The following is a 21,245-nucleotide window of genomic DNA, read 5'->3' on the forward strand; positions in this document are numbered from 1 at the left end:
CTCCCTGTCAGTCGCGGCAACGCCGTCAATTTATACGCAAGCGTCGGCGCAGGTCGCGCAGGGCAAAGCTGATCCATGGCCAGAGCAAGGCACTGATGACTGCTGACCACACCAGCGCCAAGGTCGGCAGGCGGTTACCGGTCAAGGCACTGAGCCACAGCTGGATCAACTGGGCAATACCGAAAATCACCAGAATCACCAGGCTCTGCTGCCACATCGGGAACATGCGCAGGCGCTGTTGCAATGACAGCACCAGGAAGGTGATCAAGGTCAGGATCAGCGCGTTCTGCCCCAGCAACGTGCCATACAGCACATCCTCGGCCAGCCCTAGCACAAAGGCCGTGGTCATGCCGACCTTGCTTGGGACCGCAAGTGTCCAGAACGACACCAGCAGCGCCAGCCACATAGGCCGGAACACTTCCATGAACTGCGGCATCGGCGAAACGCTGAGCAGCAGGCCGATGGCGAACGTCAGCCAGATGACCCAGCCATTATTACGGCGTGATGCAGCCATCATTGCCTCCGAGGTTGGGCGGGCGCTGCCGCAGGTGCGGCCGGCGCTACAGGCGCTGCAGGGGCCGCGGTGGGCTGCGGGGTAGCGGCTGCAGGTGCTGCAGGCGTCGCCGCCGGAGTGGCAGGTGCGCCCTGCTCGCCATTGGCGCCAGGCTGGACGCCGACCGATGTGCCTTTGCGATCGGCCTCTTCCTGCGCGATCGCAGCGTCAGTGGCGCGTTGCTCCGGGCTGCGTCGGTCGCTGAACACCAGCAGCATGTAGCGGCTGCGGTTGAGCGCGGCGGTAGGGATGGCGCGAACGATGGCGAACGGCTGGCCGGAGTCGTGAATCACTTCGTTGACCGTGGCCACCGGGTAACCCGCCGGGAAGCGCTGGCCCATGCCGGAACTGACCAGCAGGTCGCCTTCCTTGATGTCGGCGGTATCGGCCACATGGCGTAGCTCCAGGCGCTCCGGGTTGCCGGTGCCACTGGCGATGGCGCGCAGGCCGTTGCGGTTGACCTGCACCGGAATGCTGTGGGTGGTATCGGTCAGCAACAGTACCCGCGAGGTGTAGGGCATCAACTCGACCACTTGGCCCATCAGGCCGCGGGCATCGAGCACCGGCTGGCCGAGGAACACGCCATCGCGCTCGCCCTTGTTGATCAGGATGCGGTGGGTGAACGGGTTGGGGTCGACGCCGATCAACTCGGCCACTTCAACCTTTTCGTTGACCAGGGCGGATGAGTTGAGCAGTTCACGCAAGCGCACGTTCTGCTCGGTCAGGGCCGCCAGCTTCTGCAGGCGCCCCTGCAACAGCAGGGCCTCGGTCTTGAGTTTTTCGTTTTCCGCGATGAGTTCGGTACGGCTGCCGAACTGGCCTGCCACGCCTTGCCACAAACGCTGCGGCAAATCGGTGATCCAGTACGACTCCATCAATACCAGGCCCATCTGGCTGCGCACGGGTTTGAGCACGGCAAAGCGCGCATCGACCACCATCAGCGCGACCGACAGCACCACCAATACGAGCAGACGAACGCCCAGCGAAGGGCCCTTGGAGAAAAGCGGTTTAATGGGCCGTTCCTCGTGGACGACTCAGGAGGTCATTGGACATGGGACAACGCACCAGCCTGGTTGCGGGTTGACGGAAACGACGCCCGGACGGACGCCAGCCCAGCGCATACAGGTAGCACTGTGCGTGCTACCTGTAAACCGGGCGCTCAGGAACAGCGAGCAGCATCACTCGCTGGAGAGCAGGTCCATCGCGTGCTTGTCCATCATCTCCAGGGCGCGACCGCCGCCACGGGCGACACAGGTCAGCGGGTCCTCGGCGACGATCACCGGCAGGCCAGTTTCCTGGGCCAGCAGTTTGTCGAGGTCGCGCAGCAGCGCGCCACCACCGGTCAGCACCAGGCCGCGCTCGGCGATGTCGGAGGCCAGCTCCGGCGGCGATTGCTCCAGGGCGCTTTTGACCGCCTGGACGATGGTCGCCAGGGATTCTTGCAGGGCTTCCAGCACTTCGTTGGAATTCAGGGTGAAGGCACGCGGTACGCCTTCGGCCAGGTTACGGCCGCGGACATCAACTTCGCGCACTTCGCCACCTGGGTAGGCGGTGCCGATTTCCTGCTTGATGCGCTCGGCGGTGGACTCGCCGATCAGGCTGCCGTAGTTGCGGCGCACGTAGGTCACGATGGCTTCGTCGAAGCGGTCGCCGCCGACGCGGACGGATTCGGCGTAAACCACGCCGTTCAACGAGATCAGGGCGATTTCAGTGGTACCACCACCGATATCGACGACCATCGAACCACGGGCTTCTTCGACCGGCAGGCCGGCACCGATGGCGGCGGCCATTGGCTCTTCGATCAGGAACACTTCACGGGCACCGGCACCCAGGGCCGACTCGCGAATCGCGCGGCGCTCTACCTGGGTCGACTTGCACGGCACGCAGATCAGCACGCGAGGGCTGGGCTGCAGGAAGCTGTTCTCGTGAACCTTGTTGATGAAATACTGCAACATTTTTTCACAAACGCTGAAGTCGGCAATGACGCCGTCCTTCATCGGACGAATGGCAGCAATGTTGCCGGGCGTACGGCCCAGCATGCGTTTGGCTTCGGTACCGACGGCGACGACGCTTTTCTGATTGCCATGGGTACGGATGGCAACAACCGAGGGCTCATTCAGGACGATACCGCGCTCACGCACGTAAATAAGGGTGTTGGCAGTACCCAGGTCGATGGAAAGATCGCTGGAAAACATGCCACGCAGTTTCTTGAACATGGGAAAGTGACCCTGGGGAAAGCGTGGGTAAAAAAGTGCGGCAAACTCTAACAATGGCAGGGATTTTGGGCAAGGAGCCAATATGTTAAATTGGTCGTTTTTCCGAGCACGCCAGCAGATGATCGCGGCCGTATGACCGCCAGAATGCCGACATGTTCCTCATCACGGACCCTAATTCCGTTCTTTGTTTCCCCTGGAGATCCCCATGGCGCTTGAACGCTGCGACGTGGAAAAGATCGCCCATCTGGCCCGTCTGGGGCTGAATGATGGCGAACTGCCACGCATTACCGATGCACTGAACAGCATTCTCGGGCTGGTCGACCAGATGCAAGCGGTCGACACCACTGGCATCGAGCCCCTCGCCCACCCCCTGGAGGCCAGCCAGCGACTGCGTCCCGACCAGGTCACCGAAAGCAACCAGCGCGAGGCCTACCAGGCCATCGCACCGTCGACCGAAAGCGGTCTGTACCTGGTTCCCAAAGTCATCGAGTAAGGGATAGAGCCTGCCATGCACCAATTGACCCTGGCCGAGATCGCCCGCGGACTCGCCGACAAGTCGTTTTCCTCCGAAGAGCTGACGGGCGCCCTACTGGCGCGCATCAAACAGCTCGACCCGCAAATCAACAGCTTCATCAGCGTCACCGAGGAACTGGCCCTGGGCCAGGCCCGTGCCGCTGACGCCCGTCGCGCCGCTGGCGAGGCTGGCGCCCTGCTGGGTGCGCCCATTGCCCACAAGGACCTGTTCTGCACCAACGGCGTACGCACCAGCTGCGGCTCGAAGATGCTCGACAACTTCAAGGCGCCGTACGATGCCACCGTGGTCGCCAAGCTGGCTGAAGCCGGCATGGTAACCCTGGGCAAGACCAACATGGACGAATTCGCCATGGGTTCGGCCAACGAATCCAGCCACTACGGCCCGGTGAAAAACCCGTGGAACCTGGAGCACGTCCCGGGTGGTTCGTCGGGCGGCTCGGCTGCGGCAGTCGCCGCGCGCCTGCTGCCGGCCACCACCGGCACCGACACTGGCGGCTCGATCCGACAGCCGGCAGCGCTGACTAACCTGACTGGCCTGAAACCGACGTACGGTCGTGTTTCGCGCTGGGGCATGATCGCTTACGCCTCCAGCCTCGACCAAGGCGGCCCGCTGGCCCGCACGGCCGAAGACTGCGCGCTGCTGCTGCAAGGCATGGCCGGTTTCGATACCAAGGACTCCACCAGCATCGAAGAGCCGGTGCCGGACTACAGCGCCAACCTCAACGCTTCGCTGCAAGGCCTGCGCATCGGCCTGCCGAAGGAATACTTCGGCGCAGGCCTGGACCCGCGCATCGCTGACCTGGTGCAAGCCAGCGTCAAGGAGCTGGAAAAGCTCGGCGCCGTGGTCAAGGAAATCAGCCTGCCAAACATGCAGCACGCCATCCCGGCGTACTACGTGATCGCGCCTGCTGAGGCATCCTCCAACCTGTCGCGTTTCGACGGCGTGCGCTTCGGCTACCGCTGCGAAGCACCAAAAGACCTGACCGACCTGTACAAGCGTTCCCGTGGCGAAGGCTTCGGTGCCGAAGTGCAGCGCCGCATCATGGTGGGCACCTACGCCCTGTCGGCCGGCTACTACGACGCCTACTACGTCAAAGCCCAGCAGATTCGTCGCCTGATCAAGAACGACTTCATGGCCGCGTTCGAAGGTGTTGACCTGATCCTCGGCCCGACCACGCCGAACCCGGCTTGGAAGCTCGGCGCCAAGAGCAGCGACCCCGTCGCCGCCTACCTGGAAGACGTCTACACCATCACCGCCAACCTGGCGGGCCTGCCGGGCCTGTCGATGCCGGCTGGCTTCGTCGATGGCCTGCCGGTCGGCGTGCAACTGCTGGCGCCCTACTTCCAGGAAGGCCGCCTGCTCAACGTCGCGCACCGCTACCAGCAAGTGACCGACTGGCACACCCGCGCCCCCAACGGCTTCTGAGGAGTTCACACATGCAATGGGAAGTTGTGATCGGGCTGGAAATTCATACTCAGCTCGCCACCCAGTCGAAGATCTTCTCCGGCAGCGCCACCACCTTCGGCTCCGAGCCGAACACCCAGGCCAGCCTGGTTGACTTGGGCATGCCCGGTGTACTGCCGGTGCTGAACCAGGAAGCCGTGCGCATGGCGTGCATGTTCGGCCTGGCGATCGATGCCGAGATCGGCAAGCGCAACGTGTTCGCGCGCAAGAACTACTTCTACCCCGACCTGCCCAAGGGCTACCAGATCAGCCAGATGGACCTGCCGATCGTCGGCAAGGGCCACCTGGACATCGCTCTGGAAGACGGCACCATCAAGCGCATCGGCGTGACCCGTGCGCACCTGGAGGAAGACGCCGGCAAGAGCCTGCACGAAGACTTCAGCGGCTCCACCGGCATCGACCTGAACCGCGCCGGCACGCCGCTGCTGGAAATCGTTTCCGAGCCGGACATGCGTAGCGCCAAAGAAGCCGTGGCCTACGTCAAGGCGATCCACGCCCTGGTGCGCTACCTGGGCATCTGCGACGGCAACATGGCCGAAGGCTCGCTGCGTTGCGACTGCAACGTGTCGATCCGGCCAAAAGGCCAGGCCGAGTTCGGTACCCGCTGCGAGATCAAGAACGTCAACTCGTTCCGCTTCATCGAACGTGCGATCAACAGCGAGATCCAGCGCCAGATCGACCTGATCGAAGACGGTGGCAAGGTCATCCAGGAAACCCGCCTGTACGACCCGAACAAGGACGAGACCCGCTCCATGCGCAGCAAGGAGGAAGCCAACGACTACCGTTACTTCCCCGACCCAGACCTGCTGCCGGTGGTCATCGAGGACAGCTTCCTCGACACCATCCGCGCCGGCCTGCCAGAGCTGCCGCCACAGAAGGTCGAGCGCTTCCAGAGCCAGTACGGCCTGTCGGCCTACGACGCGAACGTGCTGGCATCGAGCCGCGAACAGGCAGACTACTTCGAACAAGTGGTGAAGATAGGTGGCGACGCCAAGCTGGCAGCCAACTGGGTCATGGTCGAGCTGGGCAGCCTACTGAACAAGCTGGGTGTCGAGATTGACCAGGCGCCGGTCAGCGCCGAGCAGTTGGGTGGCATGCTGCTGCGTATCAGCGACAACACCATCAGCGGCAAGATCGCCAAAACCGTGTTCGAGGCCATGGCCGCCGGTGAAGGCGATGCCGACAGCATCATCGAGAGCCGTGGCCTGAAGCAAGTCACCGACACCGGTGCGATCGACAAGATGCTCGACGAAATGCTGGCTGCCAATGCCGAACAGGTCGAACAGTACCGCGCCGCCGACGAGGCCAAGCGCGGCAAGATGTTCGGCTTCTTCGTCGGCCAGGCGATGAAGGCGTCGAAGGGCAAGGCCAACCCGGGGCAAGTGAACCAATTGCTCAAAGCCAAGCTCGAAGGTTGATTGTTTTGACCCTGTAATCCTGCGAGGGCTTCGCCCTCGTTCGCGGGCAAGCCCGCTCCCACAGGTACAGCGCCGCTCTCACAGACGCTGACATACCTGTGGGAGCGGGCTTGCCCGCGAATGGTCGCACTGGAGAGCCTTTGACTTGCTAAAACGATCCCTCGGCACCCTCGCCTTGTTCTCCCTGCTGGCCGGCTGTGCCAGCCACGATATCGACCCCCGCGGCTACGACAAGACCGGCACCGCCTCCTATTACGGTTCGCGCCACCACGGCAAACGCACGGCCAGTGGCGAACCGTTCAACCAGCACGGCCTTACCGCTGCTCACCGCAGCCTGCCGTTCGACAGCCGCGTGCTGGTCACCAACCTCGCCAACCAACGCAGCGTGGTGGTGCGCATCAATGACCGCGGCCCGCATACACGCGGCCGGCTGATCGACCTGTCACGCGCTGCAGCAGAAAAAATCGGCATGCTCCGTAGCGGAACGGCGCGCGTGCGGGTACAAGGTCTGAGCGACTGACCCTACTGGAGCCCTGACCATTTTCGACCTGGCCACCCTTCCCACCTTCAGCCTCCTGCAACTGGGCGTCGCCTTGCTGCTGCTGGCCTGCGGTGCCGAGCTGCTGGTACGCATGGCCCTGCGCCTGGCCCTGCGCCTGCACGTGCGCCCACTGATCATCGGGCTGAGCCTGGTGGCCTTCGGCAGCACCGCACCGCAGCTCACGGTAAGCCTACAGGCCGCCTTCCAGGGCGCACCGGATGTCGCCGTCGGCAGCGTGATTGGCAGCAACATCTTCAACGTACTGGTGATTCTCGGCCTGGCCGCGCTGATCATCCCGCTGCGTGTTTCACGCCAACTGGTTCGTCTGGACATCCCCTTGATGATCGTCGCCAGTGCGCTGGTGTATGCGCTGGCCGCCAATGGCTACCTGGGCCGCGGGGAGGGCCTGCTGCTGTTGCTGGCGCTGGTGGGCTACCTGGTCATGCTCTGGCATCAATCACGCCATTACGCTCGCACCTACCCCGCGCCCAGCAACATCAAGGTCAGTGGTGCACGCTTTTGGTCAAGCACGCTGCTGCAGATTGCGCTTGGCCTTGGCCTGCTGAGCCTGGCCGGCCACTTGCTACTGGAAGCCGCCGTTGAGGTGGCGACTGACCTGGGCCTTTCCGAACGCATCATCGGCCTCACCGTGGTCGCGGTCTGCACGTCATTGCCAGAGCTGGCCGCCGCGATGATTGCCGCCCTTCGCGGCGAACGGGAAATCGCCGTTGGCACGGTGATCGGCAGCAACCTGTTCAACCTGCTGGGAGTGCTGGGCCTGACCGCGCTGATCACCCCTGAACCGCTGTCGATCTCACCCAACGCGCTGGCCTTCGACCTGCCCGTGATGCTGGGCGTCGCCGTCTTGAGCCTGCCCGTGTTCTATTCGGGCTACCGGATCACCCGCGCTGAAGGCCTGGTGTTTCTCTGCCTGTACCTGGCCTATGGGCTGCATGTGGTGGCCTTTACCACCGGCATGCCATTGGCCGGCCGCCTGGAGCGGCTCATGCTGTTCTATGTCTTGCCAGTGCTGGCCTTGGTGCTGCTGTACACCACCGTACGTGCGTGGCGGCGGCAGCACTGAGGCCAGCGGAGGGCGCCACAAGCCCTCAGCCCTGCCGGGCCTTCTTCAACCGGAACGCGACCCAAAGCACCGCAATCCAACCCGGAATCAGCATCACCGAGATGCGAATCGGCGGCGTCAGGTACATCACGACCAGAATCAGCACGATGAACGCCAGGCACAGGTAATTGGTAACCGGGTGCCCCCAGCTCTGGTAGAACGGGGTAATACCCGACGCCAGCTTGGCTTTGCGGAATTTGAGGTGGGTGATGCTGATGCTCGCCCAGTTGATCACCAGCGCCGACACCGCCAGGGCCATCAGCAAGCCAAAGGCTTCACCGGGCATCAGGTAGTTGATCAGTACGCACATGCCCGTGGCAAACGCCGAAACACCCAGCGCTGTCAGCGGCACACCACTGCGGCTGACTTTGAGCAACTGGCGTGGCGCATCCCCCTGGCTGGCCAGGCCGAACAGCATGCGGCTGTTGGCGTAGACGCAGCTGTTGTAGACCGACAGCGCCGCCGTCAGCACCACGACATTGAGGATGGTCGCAACCAGGTCGCTGTCCAGTTCATGGAAAATCATCACGAACGGGCTACCCCCCTGCACCACCTTCTGCCACGGGTACAGCGACAACAGCACCGCCAGGGCGCCGATGTAGAAAATCAGGATGCGGTAGACCACCTGGTTGGTGGCCTTGGGGATGCTCTGGCGCGGGTTATCTGCCTCGGCGGCGGTGATACCCACCAGCTCCAGCCCACCGAAAGAGAACATGATCACAGCCAAGGCCATGATCAGGCCAGTAACGCCATTCGGGAAGAACCCGCCGTATTGCCACAGGTTGGCCACGCTGGCGTCCGGGCCGCCGTGGCCGCTGCTCAGCAGCCAGGCACCAAAGCCAATCATGCTGACGATGGCCACTACCTTGACCAAGGCGAACCAGAACTCCATCTCCCCGTAGACCTTCACTTGGGTCAGGTTGATGAGGTTGATCGCCACGAAGAAGATCGCCGCCGTCGCCCAGGTGGGGAAATCGGGCCACCAGTACTGCACATAGATGCCCACGGCGGTCAGCTCGGCCATGCCCACCAGCACGTACACCACCCAGTAGTTCCAGCCCGAAACGAAGCCTGCGAACTCGCTCCAATACTGGTGGGCGAAGTGGCTGAAGCTGCCGGCGACCGGCTCTTCGACCACCATTTCGCCCAGCTGGCGCATGATGAAGAAAGCCATCAGGCCGGCGATGGCGTAGCCCAGCAATACGGAAGGGCCGGCCAGTTGAATGGTCTGGGCGATCCCCAGGAACAGCCCGGTGCCGATGGCCCCACCCAGCGCGATCAGCTGGATATGGCGATTCTTCAGCCCGCGCTGCAAGCGCTCGGGCGTGCTCTGGTCTTGCATGAAGTGTCCTTTAGCTCAGTGAGGCAGTGTTATTGCTGTTATTTGCAGTCAAGGATCTAGATCCATCCGCCCCACTGCAAGATGAAAATACCGATATTGGTGGTGATCGCCGCCATTAGCGTAGTGATCACGATGATCGAAGCCGCCAACTCATGGTTGCCGTTGGCCGCCCGCGCCATGACATAGCTGGCTGCCGCCGTCGGGCTGCCGATGTACAGGAACAGGATGCCCAGCTCGGCACCGCGGAACCCGCACAGCCACGCACCCAGTGTGCCGATCAGCGGTAACCAGACCATCTTCACCAGGCTGGCATCGATGGCCAGCCTGCCACTGTCACGCAGCGCCGCCAGCGACAGGGTGCCACCGATGCACATCAATGCCAGCGGCAAGGTCATCTGCGCCAGGTAGTCGCCTGAAGTGAGCAACCAGTTGGGCAACGGCACCTGGCCATAGGCCATGGGCGTTGCCACCAGCACGCTGATGATCAATGGGTTGCTGAAGATGTTCTTGCAGATGCTCCACGGGTCGGACTTGAGGTCCGGGCTGTACACCGCCAGCACCACCGCCGACAGCGAGTTGTACAGGAGGATCACCAGGCCTGCCAGCACCGCGCCCAGCGAGATGCCGTAGTCGCCATACAGGCTGGCGGCCAGGGCCAGGCCGATTACGCCGTTGTTGCCGCGAAATGCGCCTTGGGTGTAGATGCCGCGGTCCGCTGGCGGGCAACGCCAAATGGCCAGCCCCCAGGCCACGCCAAAGCCAACCAGGGTGGCCGCGACGAAATACAGCAGCACGCCCGGTTTGACCGCCGTTGCCAGGTCGGCGTGGTAGATGCCGAGGAACAGCAGCGCCGGCATGCAGACGTTGAACACCAGCTGTGAGGCGACGCGGTTGAAGTTGTCGTCGATCAGGTGGATGCGTTTGAGCAGCACGCCCATGAACAGCATGGCGAAGACAGGTGCCGTGATGTTCAGCGTCTGGATAAGAAGGGCGAGCATGCGCAAGCGATCCTGCAGGGAGTTGCCGTTAGGGGGCTAATGATACGTCAACGGCTGCGAGTTGCGGGGATCGGGATGTGATACAGGGCAATTTCTGTCAGTGCCGGCCCCTTCGCGGGCAAGCCCGCTCCCACAGGTAACCACCCTTCTCGGGCTCAGTGGTGCCCGCGAAGAGGCCGGCATTTACAGCACAGATTCAGCGCCGAACCGGCCGCTTCTGCAGTTTGCGCTGCAAGGTCCGCCGGTGCATGCCCAGCGCCCGCGCCGTGGCCGAGATATTGCCCTCGTGCTCGTTCAGCACACGCTGGATGTGCTCCCACTGCAGGCGGTCGACCGACATCGGGTTTTCCGGCACCAGGGCATCCAGGTCGGCATGCTCGGAAAGCAACGCAGCCAGTACATCGTCGGCATCGGCCGGCTTGCACAGGTAGTTGCAGGCGCCGCGCTTGACCGCCTCCACCGCGGTGGCGATGCTGGAATAACCCGTCAGGATCACCACGCGCATTTCCGGGTCCAGCTCCAGCAGCTTGGGCAGCAGCACAAGCCCCGAGTCGCCTTCCATCTTCAGGTCCAGCGTGGCGTAGTCTGGCAGGTCCTGCTGGGCCAGGATCAGCCCTTCTTCGGCGGAGCCTGCAGTGCTCACGCGGAACCCGCGACGGCTCATGGCGCGCGCCATGACCCGGGTGAAGGTGGCATCGTCATCCACCAGCAGCAGGTGCGGCAGCTCTTCGCTTTCAAGCTGGGTTTCGTCACTCATCATTCATCTCCTCGCTTGCCATAGGGCAGGCGCAATTCGGTCAGGGTGCCACCCTGCTCATGACTATAGAGTTTCACCGAACCGCCCGCACGCGTCACGCTGGCCTTGCTCAAGAACAGGCCCAGGCCGAAGCCTTTGCCCTTGGTGGTAATAAAGGGTTTGCCAATCGCCTCGGCGATCGCTGGGGGCACACCGGGGCCATGGTCACGGATACTGATGACAATGTCCTGGGCGTCCCAGTCAAGGCGCACCTCGAGATCGTCCGGGCATGCGTCGGCTGCATTGTTCAGCAGGTTCAGCAGCGCCTGGGTCAGGTCCGGTGGTGGGGTCAGGCGCGGTACCTGGCCATCCCTGAGGCGCTGGAAGCGGTAGCTGGCCTCGGGCCGCATCAGGTGCCAACGGTTGAGCGCTTCGTCGAGCCAGGCGGTAACGTCCTGCTCGACCATCGCCAGGCGGCGGTTGGCCTCGGCGGCACGCACCAGTTGCTGCAAGGTCTCCTTGCACAGTTTGACCTGGTCCTGAAGGATCTGAAGGTCTTCCTGCAACAGTGGGTCGGGGTGGTCCTGGCGCATTTCGTTGAGCAGCACGCTCATCGTCGCCAGCGGGGTGCCCAGTTCGTGGGCAGCGCCAGCGGCCTGGGTGGCCACGGCCAGCAACTGCTCATCGCGCAGGCTCTCCTCACGGCGCTCGGAACGCAGTTGTTCCTGGCGGCGGAGTTCTTCGGCCATGCGCGCGGCAAAGAAGGTGATGACCGCTGCCGCCAGGGCAATGCTCAGCCACATGCCGTAGACCTGCATCTTGTCCCGCGCCAGCGGCAGCCCTTCCAGCGGGTAAAACTGCACCAGCAGCAGGCTGTAGGCCGTCAGGGCAATGCCCGAAAGAATCAGCGAATAGAGCCAGGGCAAGGTCACCGCAGCAATGGCCAGCGGCACCAGGTAATACGAAACGAACGGGTTGGTCGAACCGCCGGAGTAATACAGCAAGGCACTGTGGATCAGCAGGTCACAGGCAAGCTGCAGTGCATATTCCATTTCGGTGACCGGCAGCGACAGGCGCAGGCGCAACGCAGTGAAGGCGCACAGGATGGACGACAGGGCCAGCGTCGCCGCCAGCGAAAACCACGGCAAGGGCAGCAGGTCGGTCCAGTAGGCGACGCCCACGGAACCTGCCTGGGCAGCCAGGACCAGCACGCGAATAACAGTCAGGCGCCAGAGGTTCTGACGTGTAGCGGACAACGGTTGTACGTCGGCGAGCATGAGCTCTCCTGATGAGTGCTCCAGAAAATCGGCTGGAGTATACCGAAGCCGGGCGCCTCGCTGCAGCGATGCGGCAAAGCGCCACACTTTGTCACAGGTTCATGATGGCACTTTTGAACCCACTACACTGTTCCCGGTCTGATGGGCCATGCGTGGAATGGAGAGCCAGCACCCACGCCCTTTTATTGCCAAGGAGTCTTACATGCAAATCCCTCGTCGCGGCACTGCCTTGATCCTGTCTTGCGGCCTGCTCGCCAGCCTGCCTGCGCTGGCGGCCGATGAGCCGCGCTTCAACCAGGTGTCGCTGCGTGCCGAAGTCAGCAAGGAAGTGCCACGCGACCTGATGGTCGTGACCCTCTACAGCGAAGCGCAGAACACCGACCCGGGCAAACTTGCCAAAGAGATCACCGAGACCATGAACAAGGCTGTGCAGCAGTCTCGCCAGGTCAAGGATGTGAAGATCAGCCAGGGCAGCCGCAACAGCTACCCGGTCTATGACAGCAAAGGGCAGAAAATCACCGGCTGGCGTGAACGCGCCGAGCTGCGCCTGGAAAGCGCCAACTTCCCAGCCCTGTCGCAATTGACCGCCGACCTGCTGCAAGACCTGAAAATGGGCGGCATGGACTTCTCCATCGCCCCGGCCACGCGCAAGGCCAGCGAAGATGATTTGCTCAAGGACGCGGTCAATGCCTTCAAGGCACGCGCTCAGCTGGCCACCGAGGCGCTGGGTGGCAAGGGCTACAAAGTGGTCAACCTGAACCTCAACAGCAGCGGCTACCCACGCCCGTACCTGCGCAGCGCACCGATGGCCATGAAAGCCATGGGCGCTGACGAAGCGGCGCCGGCGCCGGATATCGAAGCGGGTACCAGCGAAGTGAGCATGAATGCCGATGGTTTGATCGAAGTTCAGATGCCCTGATCTGAATGGGGCCGCCTTGCGGCCCAATCGCCTGCAAGCCGACTCCCACAGGGGCAGCGCAGAGCCTAAGGCTTGTGCTGCACCTGTAGGAGCGGCCTTGCGTTGCGATGGGCTGCAAAGCAGCCCCCATTCTGCAATTTAAGACATTTCCTACGCACTTTTAAGGTGCAGCTTACATATCCCTCCCCCTCGAAACATCCTGCAATTGCCATCATTTTGCCCGCGCAAACGTTCAACTTCGTCGAAAGTTATACTGATGCGACATCCATGTACGCTCGTACCACCTTTCTGGCGCCAACTATCCTTCTGAGTGTTGCATTGGGAACAGCCCCTGCATAAGTATCCTCAGGTCGGCTCACGAGGCCACCTCAATCAAAAATGACAACAATGAGGCCACCATGCTCAAACACGCAGTCATTCCGTTCCTGCTAGGCGCAGGTTTGCTGACCGGCGCCCCGCTCGCCCACGCAGCGTCCAACCTGGTGTTCTGCTCCGAAGGCAGCCCGGCTGGCTTCGACCCAGGGCAATACACGACGGGAACCGACTTCGACGCCTCGGCCGAGACCGTGTTCAACCGCCTGACCCAGTTCGAACGCGGCGGTACCGCCGTGATCCCGGGCCTGGCGACTAAATGGGAAGTGTCCGACGACGGCAAGACCTACACCTTCCACTTGCGCGAAGGGGTCAAGTTCCACACCACCGACTACTTCAAGCCCACCCGCACATTCAATGCCGATGACGTGCTGTTCACGTTCAACCGCATGCTCGACAAGAACCACCCGTTCCGTAAGGCCTACCCCACCGAATTCCCCTACTTCACCGACATGGGCATGGACAAGAACATCGCCAAGCTCGAGAAGGTCGACGAGCACACCGTGCGCTTCACCCTCAACGAGGTGGACGCCGCGTTCATTCAGAACCTGGCGATGAGCTTCGCGTCCATCCAGTCGGCCGAGTATGCCGACCAGTTGCTGAAAGGCGGCAAGGCTGCCGACCTCAACCAGAAACCGATCGGCACCGGCCCATTTGTGTTCAGCAAGTACCAGAAAGACGCGCAAATCCGCTTCAAGGGCAACAAGGACTACTGGAAACCCGAGGACGTGAAGCTCGACAACCTGATCTTCGCCATCACCACCGATGCCTCGGTGCGCATGCAGAAGCTCAAGAAAGGCGAGTGCCAGGTCACGCTGTTCCCGCGTCCTGCCGACATCGAGCCGCTCAAGGCCGACAAGAACCTGCAGATGCCGCAACAGGCCGGCTTCAACGTCGGCTACATCGCCTACAACGTGATGGACAAAATCAAAGGCAGCAGCGTGCCCAACCCCATGGCCAAGCTCGAAGTGCGTCAGGCACTGGACATGGCGGTGGACAAGAAGAAGATCATCGAATCGGTTTACCAGGGTGCCGGCCAACTGGCGGTAAACGGCATGCCACCCACCCAGTGGTCCTATGACGACAGCATCAAGGACGCCCCCTACGACCCGGAAAAGGCCAAGCAGCTGCTCAAGCAAGCTGGCATCCCGGAGGGCACCGAGATCACCCTGTGGGCCATGCCCGTGCAACGCCCGTACAACCCCAATGCCAAGCTGATGGCCGAAATGCTGCAATCGGACTGGGCCAAGATCGGCATCAAGGCCAAGATCGTCAGTTATGAATGGGGCGAATACATCAAGCGCTCCAAAGGCGGCGAACAGGGCGCCATGCTGATCGGCTGGAGCGGCGACAACGGCGACCCGGACAACTGGCTAGGTACCCTGTACGGCTGCGATGCGATCGACGGCAACAACTTCTCCAAGTGGTGCTACAAACCCTACGACGACCTGATCAAACAGGCCAAAGCCACCTCGGACCCCGCCAAACGCACTGAGCTGTACCAACAGGCGCAGCACATCCTCAAGCAGCAGGTGCCGATCACCCCGATCGCCCACTCCACCGTGTACCAGCCCATGAGTGTCAGGGTGAAGGACTTCAAGATCAGCCCGTTCTCGCTGAATGCCTTCTACGGCGTCAGCGTGGACGAATAATAGGGTAGCCCCCGGCACCCGCCGCGCGGCGGGTGCCTGCCCCACCACAGCCAACCTCCATCACGCCTGCCTGCTGCTACCCGCAGCGGGATAGGCAACCTGTTGCCGCCATTCGTACCCCGAGGCGGCGAAACAGACGAACAAGGACTTGCCATGCGCCATGCCACCGCCCTTTCGACCCTGCTCGCGCTGGGCCTGATGAGCCAATCCCCGGCCCTGCTCGCGAAAAACCTGGTGTTCTGTTCTGAAGGCAGCCCGGCTGGTTTCGACACCGCCCAGTACACCAGCGCCACCGACAACGACGCCGCCGAGCCGATCTACAACCGCCTGGTCGAATTCGAACGCGGCGGCACTGCCGTGCACCCGGCCCTGGCGACCAAATGGGACATCTCCGAGGATGGCCTGCGCTACACCTTCCACCTGCGCGAGGGCGTGAAGTTCCACGCCAACAAGGCGTTCACCCCAGGCCGCGACTTCAATGCCGACGACGTGCTGTTCACCTTCAACCGCATGCTCGACAAGGGCCACCCGTTCCGGCTGGCCTACTCCACCGAGTTCCCCTACTTCGTCAGCATGGGCCTGGACAAGAACATCGCCCGCATCGAGAAGGCCGGCCCGCTGACCGTGGTGTTCACCCTGAACAAGGTCGACGCCGCGTTCATCCAGAACCTTGCCATGAGCTTCGCGTCCATCCTGTCTGCCGAATACGCCGAGCAGTTGATGACCCGCGGGCGCCCCAGCGACATCAACCAGCAACCCATCGGCACCGGGCCGTTCGTGTTCCAGCGCTACCAGAAGGACGCGCAGATCCGCTTCAAGGGCAACAAGGACTATTGGGCACCGGACGAGGTGAAGATCGACAACCTGGTGTTCTCGATCAATACCGACCCTTCGGTGCGCATCCAGAAGCTGCGCCGCAACGAATGCCAGGTCACCTTGCACCCACGGCCGGCCGACCTGCCCGCGCTCAAGGCCGACAAGACACTCGAGGTGCTGCAACGGCCCGGCTTCAACCTCGGCTACATCGCCTACAACACCCAGCACCCGCCCTTCGACCGCCTGGAAGTGCGCCAGGCCATGGACATGGCAGTCAACAAGCAGGCGATCCTGCAGGCGGTGTATCAGGACTCCGGGCAACTGGCAGTGAACGCCATGCCGCCCACCCAATGGTCCTACGACGACAGCCTCAAGGACGCCCCGTTCGACCCGGAAAAAGCCAAGCAACTGCTCAAGCAGGCCGGGGTCAAGGACGGCACCGAAGTCACCCTATGGGCCATGCCGGTGCAGCGCCCGTACAACCCCAACGCCAAGCTCATGGCCGAGATGCTCCAGGCCGACTGGAACAAGCTGGGCTTCAAGGTGCGCATCGTCAGCTACGAATGGGGCGAGTACCTCAAGCGCATGAAAAGCGGCGAGCACGACATCGCCCTGATCGGCTGGACCGGTGACAACGGCGACCCCGACAACTGGCTCGGCACCCTCTACAACTGCGACGCCATCGGCAGCAACAACTACTCCCTGTGGTGCGACCCGCAGTACGACAGCCTGGTCAAGCAGGCCAAGCAGGTGACCGACCGCGACCAGCGCACCGCCCTCTACCGCCAGGCCCAGCAGCGGCTCAAGCAACAGGTGCCGATTACCCCGGTGGCGCATTCCACGGTGAACCAGCCGATCAGTGTCAAGGTTTCCGACTTCAAGGTCAGCCCCTTTGGCCGCAATGATTTTTCCGGTGTGAGTGTTGATTGATTTTTCAACCTGCACCGGCCTCTTCGCGGGTAAACCCGCTCCCACAGGTTCCCCACGAAGAGGTCAGTGCAGGCAACACCTCTCCCCCTGATTAGCCCGGCAACCCCAGGCAAACCTGGCAACACCGCAGCAAAAAACCCGGCTCACAAGGCCGGTAATAACTAGAAAAAGGAAAGGGAGCTTTCACCTTGAGAATATTCACCTCAACCGCACTGGCCTTAACCATCGGCAGCTTTTGCTCCGTGGTCGAAGCCGACCCTCAGAGCCAGGACTACGTCCCGCTCACCCTCAAGACCGGCAACGAACAGGAACAAGCCACTGGCTTCATCGACGGCCAGAGCCTGTCTGGCTCTACCCGCAACTGGTACGCCCGCGAGCGCGCCACCCGCGGCCCGTTGTGGAAGTACTACAAAAGCGACGGCACCCGCCACGACACCCACAGCCGCGAGAACTGGCTGCAAGGCACCATCCTCAACTACAGCTCGGGCTTTACCCAAGGCACCGTGGGCTTTGCCGTTGAAGCGGCCGGCTACAACGCCGTTGCCCTGCTACAGGACCGCGAGGCCATCGCCGGCCCCAACAACCGGACGCTGACCCACAGCGACGGCGACCCCATTGGCCAGTGGAGCAAACTGGGCCTGGGCAACATCAAAGCCCGTGTGTCCAACACCACACTCACCGTCGGCCGCCAGTCGGTGGACACGCCGATGATCGCCTACATCGGCAACCGCGCTCTGCCTTCGAGCTTCCAGGGTGCCTTTCTGCACAGTGCCGAATTCGACAACCTCTCGTTCGACCTGGGCACCTTCGACCGCGTCTCGCCGCGCACCGAGCAAAGCCTCAGCAAATTCCGCAGCGAGTACGGCGCCGCTGGCGTCGAGACCGACCGCGCCAGCACCACCGGGGTCAACTACCAGCCGTTCAAGAGCCTGACCACCAGCCTGTACGCCACCAAGGTCGACGACTTCTGGAACCAGTACTACTTCGGCGCCAACCACGTGCTGGGTGACAGCGCCGTACTCAGCCTGAGCACCGGTCTGAACTACTACAAGACCGTGGACGAAGGCAGCAAGAAGATGGGTGAGATCGACAACGACACCTACAGCCTGTCGCTTGGCCTGACCCACCAGGCCCACACCCTTTCGGCAGCCTGGCAGCAGGTCAACGGCAACGAGTACTTCGACTACCTGCACGAAACCAACGGCATCTACCTGGCCAACTCGCTGCTCTCGGACTTCAACGGCCCCAACGAGAAATCCCTGCAGATTTCCTATGTGCTGAACATGGCGCCCTACGGCGTGCCGGGCCTGAAGTTCAACCTGTACAACGCCCGCGGCTGGGGCATCGATGGCACGCACTACCGCGGCACCGCCTATGACGTGAAGGGGATGGACGGCGAGACCCACTACGAGTGGGGCATCGGCACCAGCTACGCGGTGCAGAGCGGCCCGCTGAAAGACACCAGCATCCGCGCCACCTATACCGCACACCGCGCCAGCAAGGCCCAGGCCGATGGCAGCCTGGACGAGTTCCGCGTGGTGACCACCATTCCGTTCAACATCCTCTGACCCATGACGCCACGGCCTGCTTCGCCCACTGAAAAAAACAGGCCGTGGCGGCTACGCTGGAATCAAAGCTTGCAGGGAGTATTCATGAAATCGCTACCGCTCCGCGCTGCCCTGGCAGCGCTCATCCTGGGCAGCGCCGCGCCGCTTGCGGCCAAGCCGCTGGTGGTGTGTACCGAAGCCAGCCCCGAGGGCTTCGATGTCGTCCAGTACACCACGGGCGTGACGTTCGATGCCTCGTCCGAAACCCTGTTCAACCGCCTGGTCGATTTCACCCCCGGGACGACCGACATCCAGCCAGCCCTGGCGGAACGCTGGGACATCTCCGCCGATGGGTTGACCTACACCTTCCACCTGCGCCAGGGGGTGAAGTTCCACACCACCGACTACTTCACGCCCACCCGCGACTTCAATGCCGACGATGTACTGTGGAGCCTGAATCGCCAGCTAGACCCACAACACCCCTGGCACGACAAGACCAGCGTCGGCTACCCGTATTTCGAAAGCATGGCCTTTGGCAAATTGCTCAAGTCGGTAGACAAGACTGACGATCAAACCGTGGTGATCACCCTCACCCGCCCGGAAGCACCGTTTCTGCGTGACATGGCCATGGGTTTCACCTCGATCTACTCCGCCGAATACGGCGACCAGTTGCTGAAGGCCGGTAAGACAGGCGACCTCAACAGCAAGCCGATCGGCACCGGCCCGTTCATCTTCCAGCGCTACAGCAAGGACGCACAGGTCCGCTACAAGGCCAACCCGGACTATTTCCGTGGCAAGCCACCGGCCGATGCCCTGGTCTTTGCCATCGCCAACGACAGCAACGTCCGCCTGCAGAAGCTGCGCGCCAACGAATGCCAGGTAGCGCTGTACCCCAAGCCCGAGGACGTGCCGTCGATCAAGGCAGACCCCAAGCTCAAGATCGCCAACACCGAAGCACTGGTTACCGGCTACATCGCCATGAACACAGAGCACAAATACCTCAACGATGTGCGGGTGCGCAAAGCCATCGACATGGCCTTCGACCGCCAGTCCCACGTCGATCAGCTGTTCGGCAAAGGCAACGCCCTGGTCGCTATCAACCCCTACCCGCCGTCAATGATCGGCTTCAACCGCGACAACAAAAACCCGCCCCGCGACCTCGACAAGGCACGTGCGCTGCTCAAGGAGGCCGGTGTGCCGGAGGGTACGGTCATCACCCTGTTCACCCGCAACGGCGGTGGCATGACCAACCCCAACCCGCGGCTGTCCGCCGAGATGTTGCAATCAGACCTGGCCAAGGTTGGCATCAAGCTCGACATCCGCGTCATGGAGTGGGCCGAGATGCTGCGCCGGGCCAAAAAAGGCGAAGCCGACCTGGTGTCCACCGGCTGGGCCAGCGACAACGGCGACCCAGACAATTTCCTCACCCCACTGCTCAGCTGCGAGGCGGCGAAAAATGGCGAGAACTACGCGCGCTGGTGCAACTCGAAATTCCAGGCGTTGATCACCCAAGCCCGCGAGGTGATCGATAACGACGCGCGTGCAAGGCTCTATAGCGAGGCATTGAAGGTGTACGATGACGACCAGCCCTGGATCAGCATGGCCCACCCGAAGGTGTTTACCGCCATGCGTGACAACGTGGAGGGTTACGTGATCAACCCTCTGACCAACAACAACTTCGCCACCACCCGGGTGAAGTAGAAAAACAACGACCGCCGGCAGCCCACATGGGGACCGGCGGCACTGCCGTGGCGTGCTGACTGCCGCCTGGCCTGAAGAGGTAACCCCGACAATGTTGAGTTTTATTGCCCGGCGCCTGGGCCTGCTGATCCCGACCTTCTTCGGTATCACCTTGCTCACCTTCGCGCTCATACGCCTGATCCCCGGCGACCCGGTGGAAGTGATGATGGGCGAGCGCAGGGTCGACCCCGAAATGCACGCCCAGGCCATGGAGCGCCTGGGCCTGAACAAGCCACTGCCGGTCCAGTACCTGGACTATGTGGGCAAGCTCGCCCAGGGTGACCTGGGCGAATCGCTGCGTACCCGCGAGAGCGTGTGGACCGAATTCCTCACCCTGTTCCCCGCCACCTTGGAGCTGGCCTTCGCCGCCCTGCTGTTCGCCGGCATCGTCGGCCTGCTGGCCGGGGTGATCGCGGCACTGAAGCGGGGCTCGCTGTTCGATCATGGGTTGATGGGCATCTCGCTCGCTGGCTACTCCATGCCGATTTTCTGGTGGGGCCTGATCCTGATCATGTTCTTCTCGGTCAGCCTGGGCTGGACGCCGGTGTCCGGGCGCATCGACCTGCTCTACGACATCGAGCCGAAAACCGGTTTCATGCTGATCGACACCCTGCTCAGTGACGAAGAAGGCGCGTTCAAGGATGCGGTGATGCACCTGATCCTGCCGGCCATCGTACTGGGCACCATTCCGCTGGCGGTGATCGCCCGCATGACCCGCTCGTCCATGCTCGAAGTACTGCGCGAAGACTACATCCGCACCGCCCGCGCCAAGGGCCTGTCGCCCGCCCGCGTGGTGTTCGTGCACGGCCTGCGTAACGCGCTGATCCCGGTGCTCACGGTGTTCGGCCTGCAAGTCGGCACACTGCTGGCCGGCGCCGTGCTCACCGAAACCATCTTTTCCTGGCCGGGCATCGGCAAATGGCTGATCGAAGCCATCGGTGCCCGTGACTACCCCGTGGTCCAGAACGGCATCCTGTTGATCGCCTGCCTGGTGATTCTGGTCAACTTCGTCGTGGACATCCTCTACGGCCTGGCCAACCCACGCATCCGTCATCAGCGCTGAGGC

General features: G+C 62.6%; 18 protein-coding genes. 11 read left to right on the plus strand and 7 right to left on the minus strand.

From position 1 onward, the window contains the following. Positions 1-25: 25 nt before the first annotated feature. The 3 genes from mreD to mreB all read right to left on the minus strand — a co-directional run bounded on the left by mreD (position 26) and on the right by mreB (position 2,769). Positions 26-514 carry a rod shape-determining protein MreD gene (gene mreD / locus AC5PZ0_RS16780; RefSeq protein WP_027595590.1) on the minus strand — a complete coding sequence of 163 codons (489 nt, stop codon included), beginning with the start codon at positions 512-514 and terminating at the stop codon, positions 26-28. Then, a complete protein-coding gene (mreC, locus tag AC5PZ0_RS16785) occupies positions 514-1,536 on the minus strand; it encodes a rod shape-determining protein MreC (RefSeq protein WP_493855387.1) in 1,023 nt (340 codons plus the stop codon). The genes mreD and mreC overlap by 1 nt, the downstream gene beginning before the upstream one ends. 195 nt (positions 1,537-1,731) lie before the next feature. Further along, positions 1,732-2,769, minus strand: coding sequence for a rod shape-determining protein MreB (gene mreB / locus AC5PZ0_RS16790; RefSeq protein ID WP_003255163.1), 1,038 nt, complete (start codon positions 2,767-2,769; stop codon positions 1,732-1,734). Positions 2,770-2,974: 205 nt separating this feature from the next. On the opposite strand from mreB, the gene gatC reads away from it, so the two are divergent. The 5 genes from gatC (at position 2,975) to AC5PZ0_RS16815 (ending at position 7,811) form a co-directional block, all read left to right on the plus strand. Further along, positions 2,975-3,262, plus strand: a complete 288-nt coding sequence (gene gatC / locus AC5PZ0_RS16795) for an Asp-tRNA(Asn)/Glu-tRNA(Gln) amidotransferase subunit GatC (RefSeq protein WP_027595588.1) — start codon at positions 2,975-2,977, stop codon at positions 3,260-3,262. Between the two features lie 15 nt (positions 3,263-3,277). Beyond that, complete coding sequence (gene gatA / locus AC5PZ0_RS16800; protein WP_085272654.1) at positions 3,278-4,729, plus strand: Asp-tRNA(Asn)/Glu-tRNA(Gln) amidotransferase subunit GatA; 1,452 nt, start codon at positions 3,278-3,280, stop codon at positions 4,727-4,729. An 11-nt stretch (positions 4,730-4,740) separates the two neighbouring features. Beyond that, entirely contained in the window at positions 4,741-6,186 is a 1,446-nt protein-coding gene (gene gatB / locus AC5PZ0_RS16805; RefSeq protein WP_085272653.1) for an Asp-tRNA(Asn)/Glu-tRNA(Gln) amidotransferase subunit GatB, read from the plus strand. 145 nt (positions 6,187-6,331) lie between these two features. After that, on the plus strand, positions 6,332-6,706 hold the full coding sequence (locus AC5PZ0_RS16810; RefSeq protein WP_493855356.1) for a septal ring lytic transglycosylase RlpA family protein: 375 nt from the start codon (positions 6,332-6,334) through the stop codon (positions 6,704-6,706). A 61-nt stretch (positions 6,707-6,767) separates the two neighbouring features. Further along, complete coding sequence (locus AC5PZ0_RS16815; protein WP_027595584.1) at positions 6,768-7,811, plus strand: calcium/sodium antiporter; 1,044 nt, start codon at positions 6,768-6,770, stop codon at positions 7,809-7,811. Between the two features lie 25 nt (positions 7,812-7,836). Here the strand turns inward: AC5PZ0_RS16815 and AC5PZ0_RS16820 are convergent, their stop codons facing one another. The 4 genes from AC5PZ0_RS16820 to AC5PZ0_RS16835 all read right to left on the minus strand — a co-directional run bounded on the left by AC5PZ0_RS16820 (position 7,837) and on the right by AC5PZ0_RS16835 (position 12,203). Continuing rightward, positions 7,837-9,192: an amino acid permease gene (locus AC5PZ0_RS16820; RefSeq protein ID WP_027595583.1), complete on the minus strand. Its 1,356-nt coding sequence runs from the start codon at positions 9,190-9,192 to the stop codon at positions 7,837-7,839. A gap of 56 nt (positions 9,193-9,248) precedes the next feature. Then, positions 9,249-10,190, minus strand: a complete 942-nt coding sequence (locus AC5PZ0_RS16825) for an AEC family transporter (RefSeq protein WP_085272652.1) — start codon at positions 10,188-10,190, stop codon at positions 9,249-9,251. A gap of 196 nt (positions 10,191-10,386) precedes the next feature. Further along, positions 10,387-10,947 carry a response regulator transcription factor gene (locus AC5PZ0_RS16830; protein ID WP_027595581.1) on the minus strand — a complete coding sequence of 187 codons (561 nt, stop codon included), beginning with the start codon at positions 10,945-10,947 and terminating at the stop codon, positions 10,387-10,389. Next, on the minus strand, positions 10,947-12,203 hold the full coding sequence (locus AC5PZ0_RS16835; RefSeq protein ID WP_099428388.1) for an ATP-binding protein: 1,257 nt from the start codon (positions 12,201-12,203) through the stop codon (positions 10,947-10,949). The genes AC5PZ0_RS16830 and AC5PZ0_RS16835 overlap by 1 nt, the downstream gene beginning before the upstream one ends. A gap of 202 nt (positions 12,204-12,405) precedes the next feature. Between AC5PZ0_RS16835 and AC5PZ0_RS16840 the strand changes: the two genes are divergently transcribed. The 6 genes from AC5PZ0_RS16840 to AC5PZ0_RS16865 all read left to right on the plus strand — a co-directional run bounded on the left by AC5PZ0_RS16840 (position 12,406) and on the right by AC5PZ0_RS16865 (position 21,242). Further along, the gene (locus AC5PZ0_RS16840) at positions 12,406-13,122 is read left to right on the plus strand and encodes an SIMPL domain-containing protein (protein WP_027595579.1); all 717 of its coding nucleotides are present in this window, start codon (positions 12,406-12,408) and stop codon (positions 13,120-13,122) included. 398 nt (positions 13,123-13,520) lie between these two features. Continuing rightward, on the plus strand, positions 13,521-15,146 hold the full coding sequence (locus AC5PZ0_RS16845; protein ID WP_493855357.1) for an ABC transporter substrate-binding protein: 1,626 nt from the start codon (positions 13,521-13,523) through the stop codon (positions 15,144-15,146). Between the two features lie 153 nt (positions 15,147-15,299). Continuing rightward, positions 15,300-16,892 carry an ABC transporter substrate-binding protein gene (locus AC5PZ0_RS16850; RefSeq protein ID WP_493855358.1) on the plus strand — a complete coding sequence of 531 codons (1,593 nt, stop codon included), beginning with the start codon at positions 15,300-15,302 and terminating at the stop codon, positions 16,890-16,892. A 188-nt stretch (positions 16,893-17,080) separates the two neighbouring features. Continuing rightward, positions 17,081-18,460 carry an OprD family porin gene (locus AC5PZ0_RS16855; RefSeq protein WP_493855359.1) on the plus strand — a complete coding sequence of 460 codons (1,380 nt, stop codon included), beginning with the start codon at positions 17,081-17,083 and terminating at the stop codon, positions 18,458-18,460. A gap of 84 nt (positions 18,461-18,544) precedes the next feature. Continuing rightward, entirely contained in the window at positions 18,545-20,140 is a 1,596-nt protein-coding gene (locus AC5PZ0_RS16860; RefSeq protein ID WP_493855360.1) for an ABC transporter substrate-binding protein, read from the plus strand. 91 nt (positions 20,141-20,231) lie between these two features. Then, positions 20,232-21,242, plus strand: coding sequence for an ABC transporter permease subunit (locus tag AC5PZ0_RS16865; protein WP_493855361.1), 1,011 nt, complete (start codon positions 20,232-20,234; stop codon positions 21,240-21,242). Positions 21,243-21,245: the final 3 nt, after the last annotated feature.

The organism is Pseudomonas sp. 5.2 (assembly GCF_059025405.1).

Coding starts and splice junctions, on each gene's coding strand:
- AC5PZ0_RS16820 (WP_027595583.1), bottom strand. CDS start 9,192: ATGCAAGACCAGAGCACGCCCGAGCGCTTGCAGCGCGGGCTGAAGAAT.
- AC5PZ0_RS16835 (WP_099428388.1), bottom strand. CDS start 12,203: ATGCTCGCCGACGTACAACCGTTGTCCGCTACACGTCAGAACCTCTGG.
- AC5PZ0_RS16860 (WP_493855360.1), top strand. CDS start 18,545: ATGAAATCGCTACCGCTCCGCGCTGCCCTGGCAGCGCTCATCCTGGGC.
- AC5PZ0_RS16865 (WP_493855361.1), top strand. CDS start 20,232: ATGTTGAGTTTTATTGCCCGGCGCCTGGGCCTGCTGATCCCGACCTTC.
- gatA (WP_085272654.1), top strand. CDS start 3,278: ATGCACCAATTGACCCTGGCCGAGATCGCCCGCGGACTCGCCGACAAG.
- AC5PZ0_RS16830 (WP_027595581.1), bottom strand. CDS start 10,947: ATGAGTGACGAAACCCAGCTTGAAAGCGAAGAGCTGCCGCACCTGCTG.
- AC5PZ0_RS16840 (WP_027595579.1), top strand. CDS start 12,406: ATGCAAATCCCTCGTCGCGGCACTGCCTTGATCCTGTCTTGCGGCCTG.
- gatB (WP_085272653.1), top strand. CDS start 4,741: ATGCAATGGGAAGTTGTGATCGGGCTGGAAATTCATACTCAGCTCGCC.
- AC5PZ0_RS16825 (WP_085272652.1), bottom strand. CDS start 10,190: ATGCTCGCCCTTCTTATCCAGACGCTGAACATCACGGCACCTGTCTTC.
- gatC (WP_027595588.1), top strand. CDS start 2,975: ATGGCGCTTGAACGCTGCGACGTGGAAAAGATCGCCCATCTGGCCCGT.
- mreD (WP_027595590.1), bottom strand. CDS start 514: ATGGCTGCATCACGCCGTAATAATGGCTGGGTCATCTGGCTGACGTTC.
- mreB (WP_003255163.1), bottom strand. CDS start 2,769: ATGTTCAAGAAACTGCGTGGCATGTTTTCCAGCGATCTTTCCATCGAC.
- AC5PZ0_RS16845 (WP_493855357.1), top strand. CDS start 13,521: ATGCTCAAACACGCAGTCATTCCGTTCCTGCTAGGCGCAGGTTTGCTG.
- AC5PZ0_RS16850 (WP_493855358.1), top strand. CDS start 15,300: ATGCGCCATGCCACCGCCCTTTCGACCCTGCTCGCGCTGGGCCTGATG.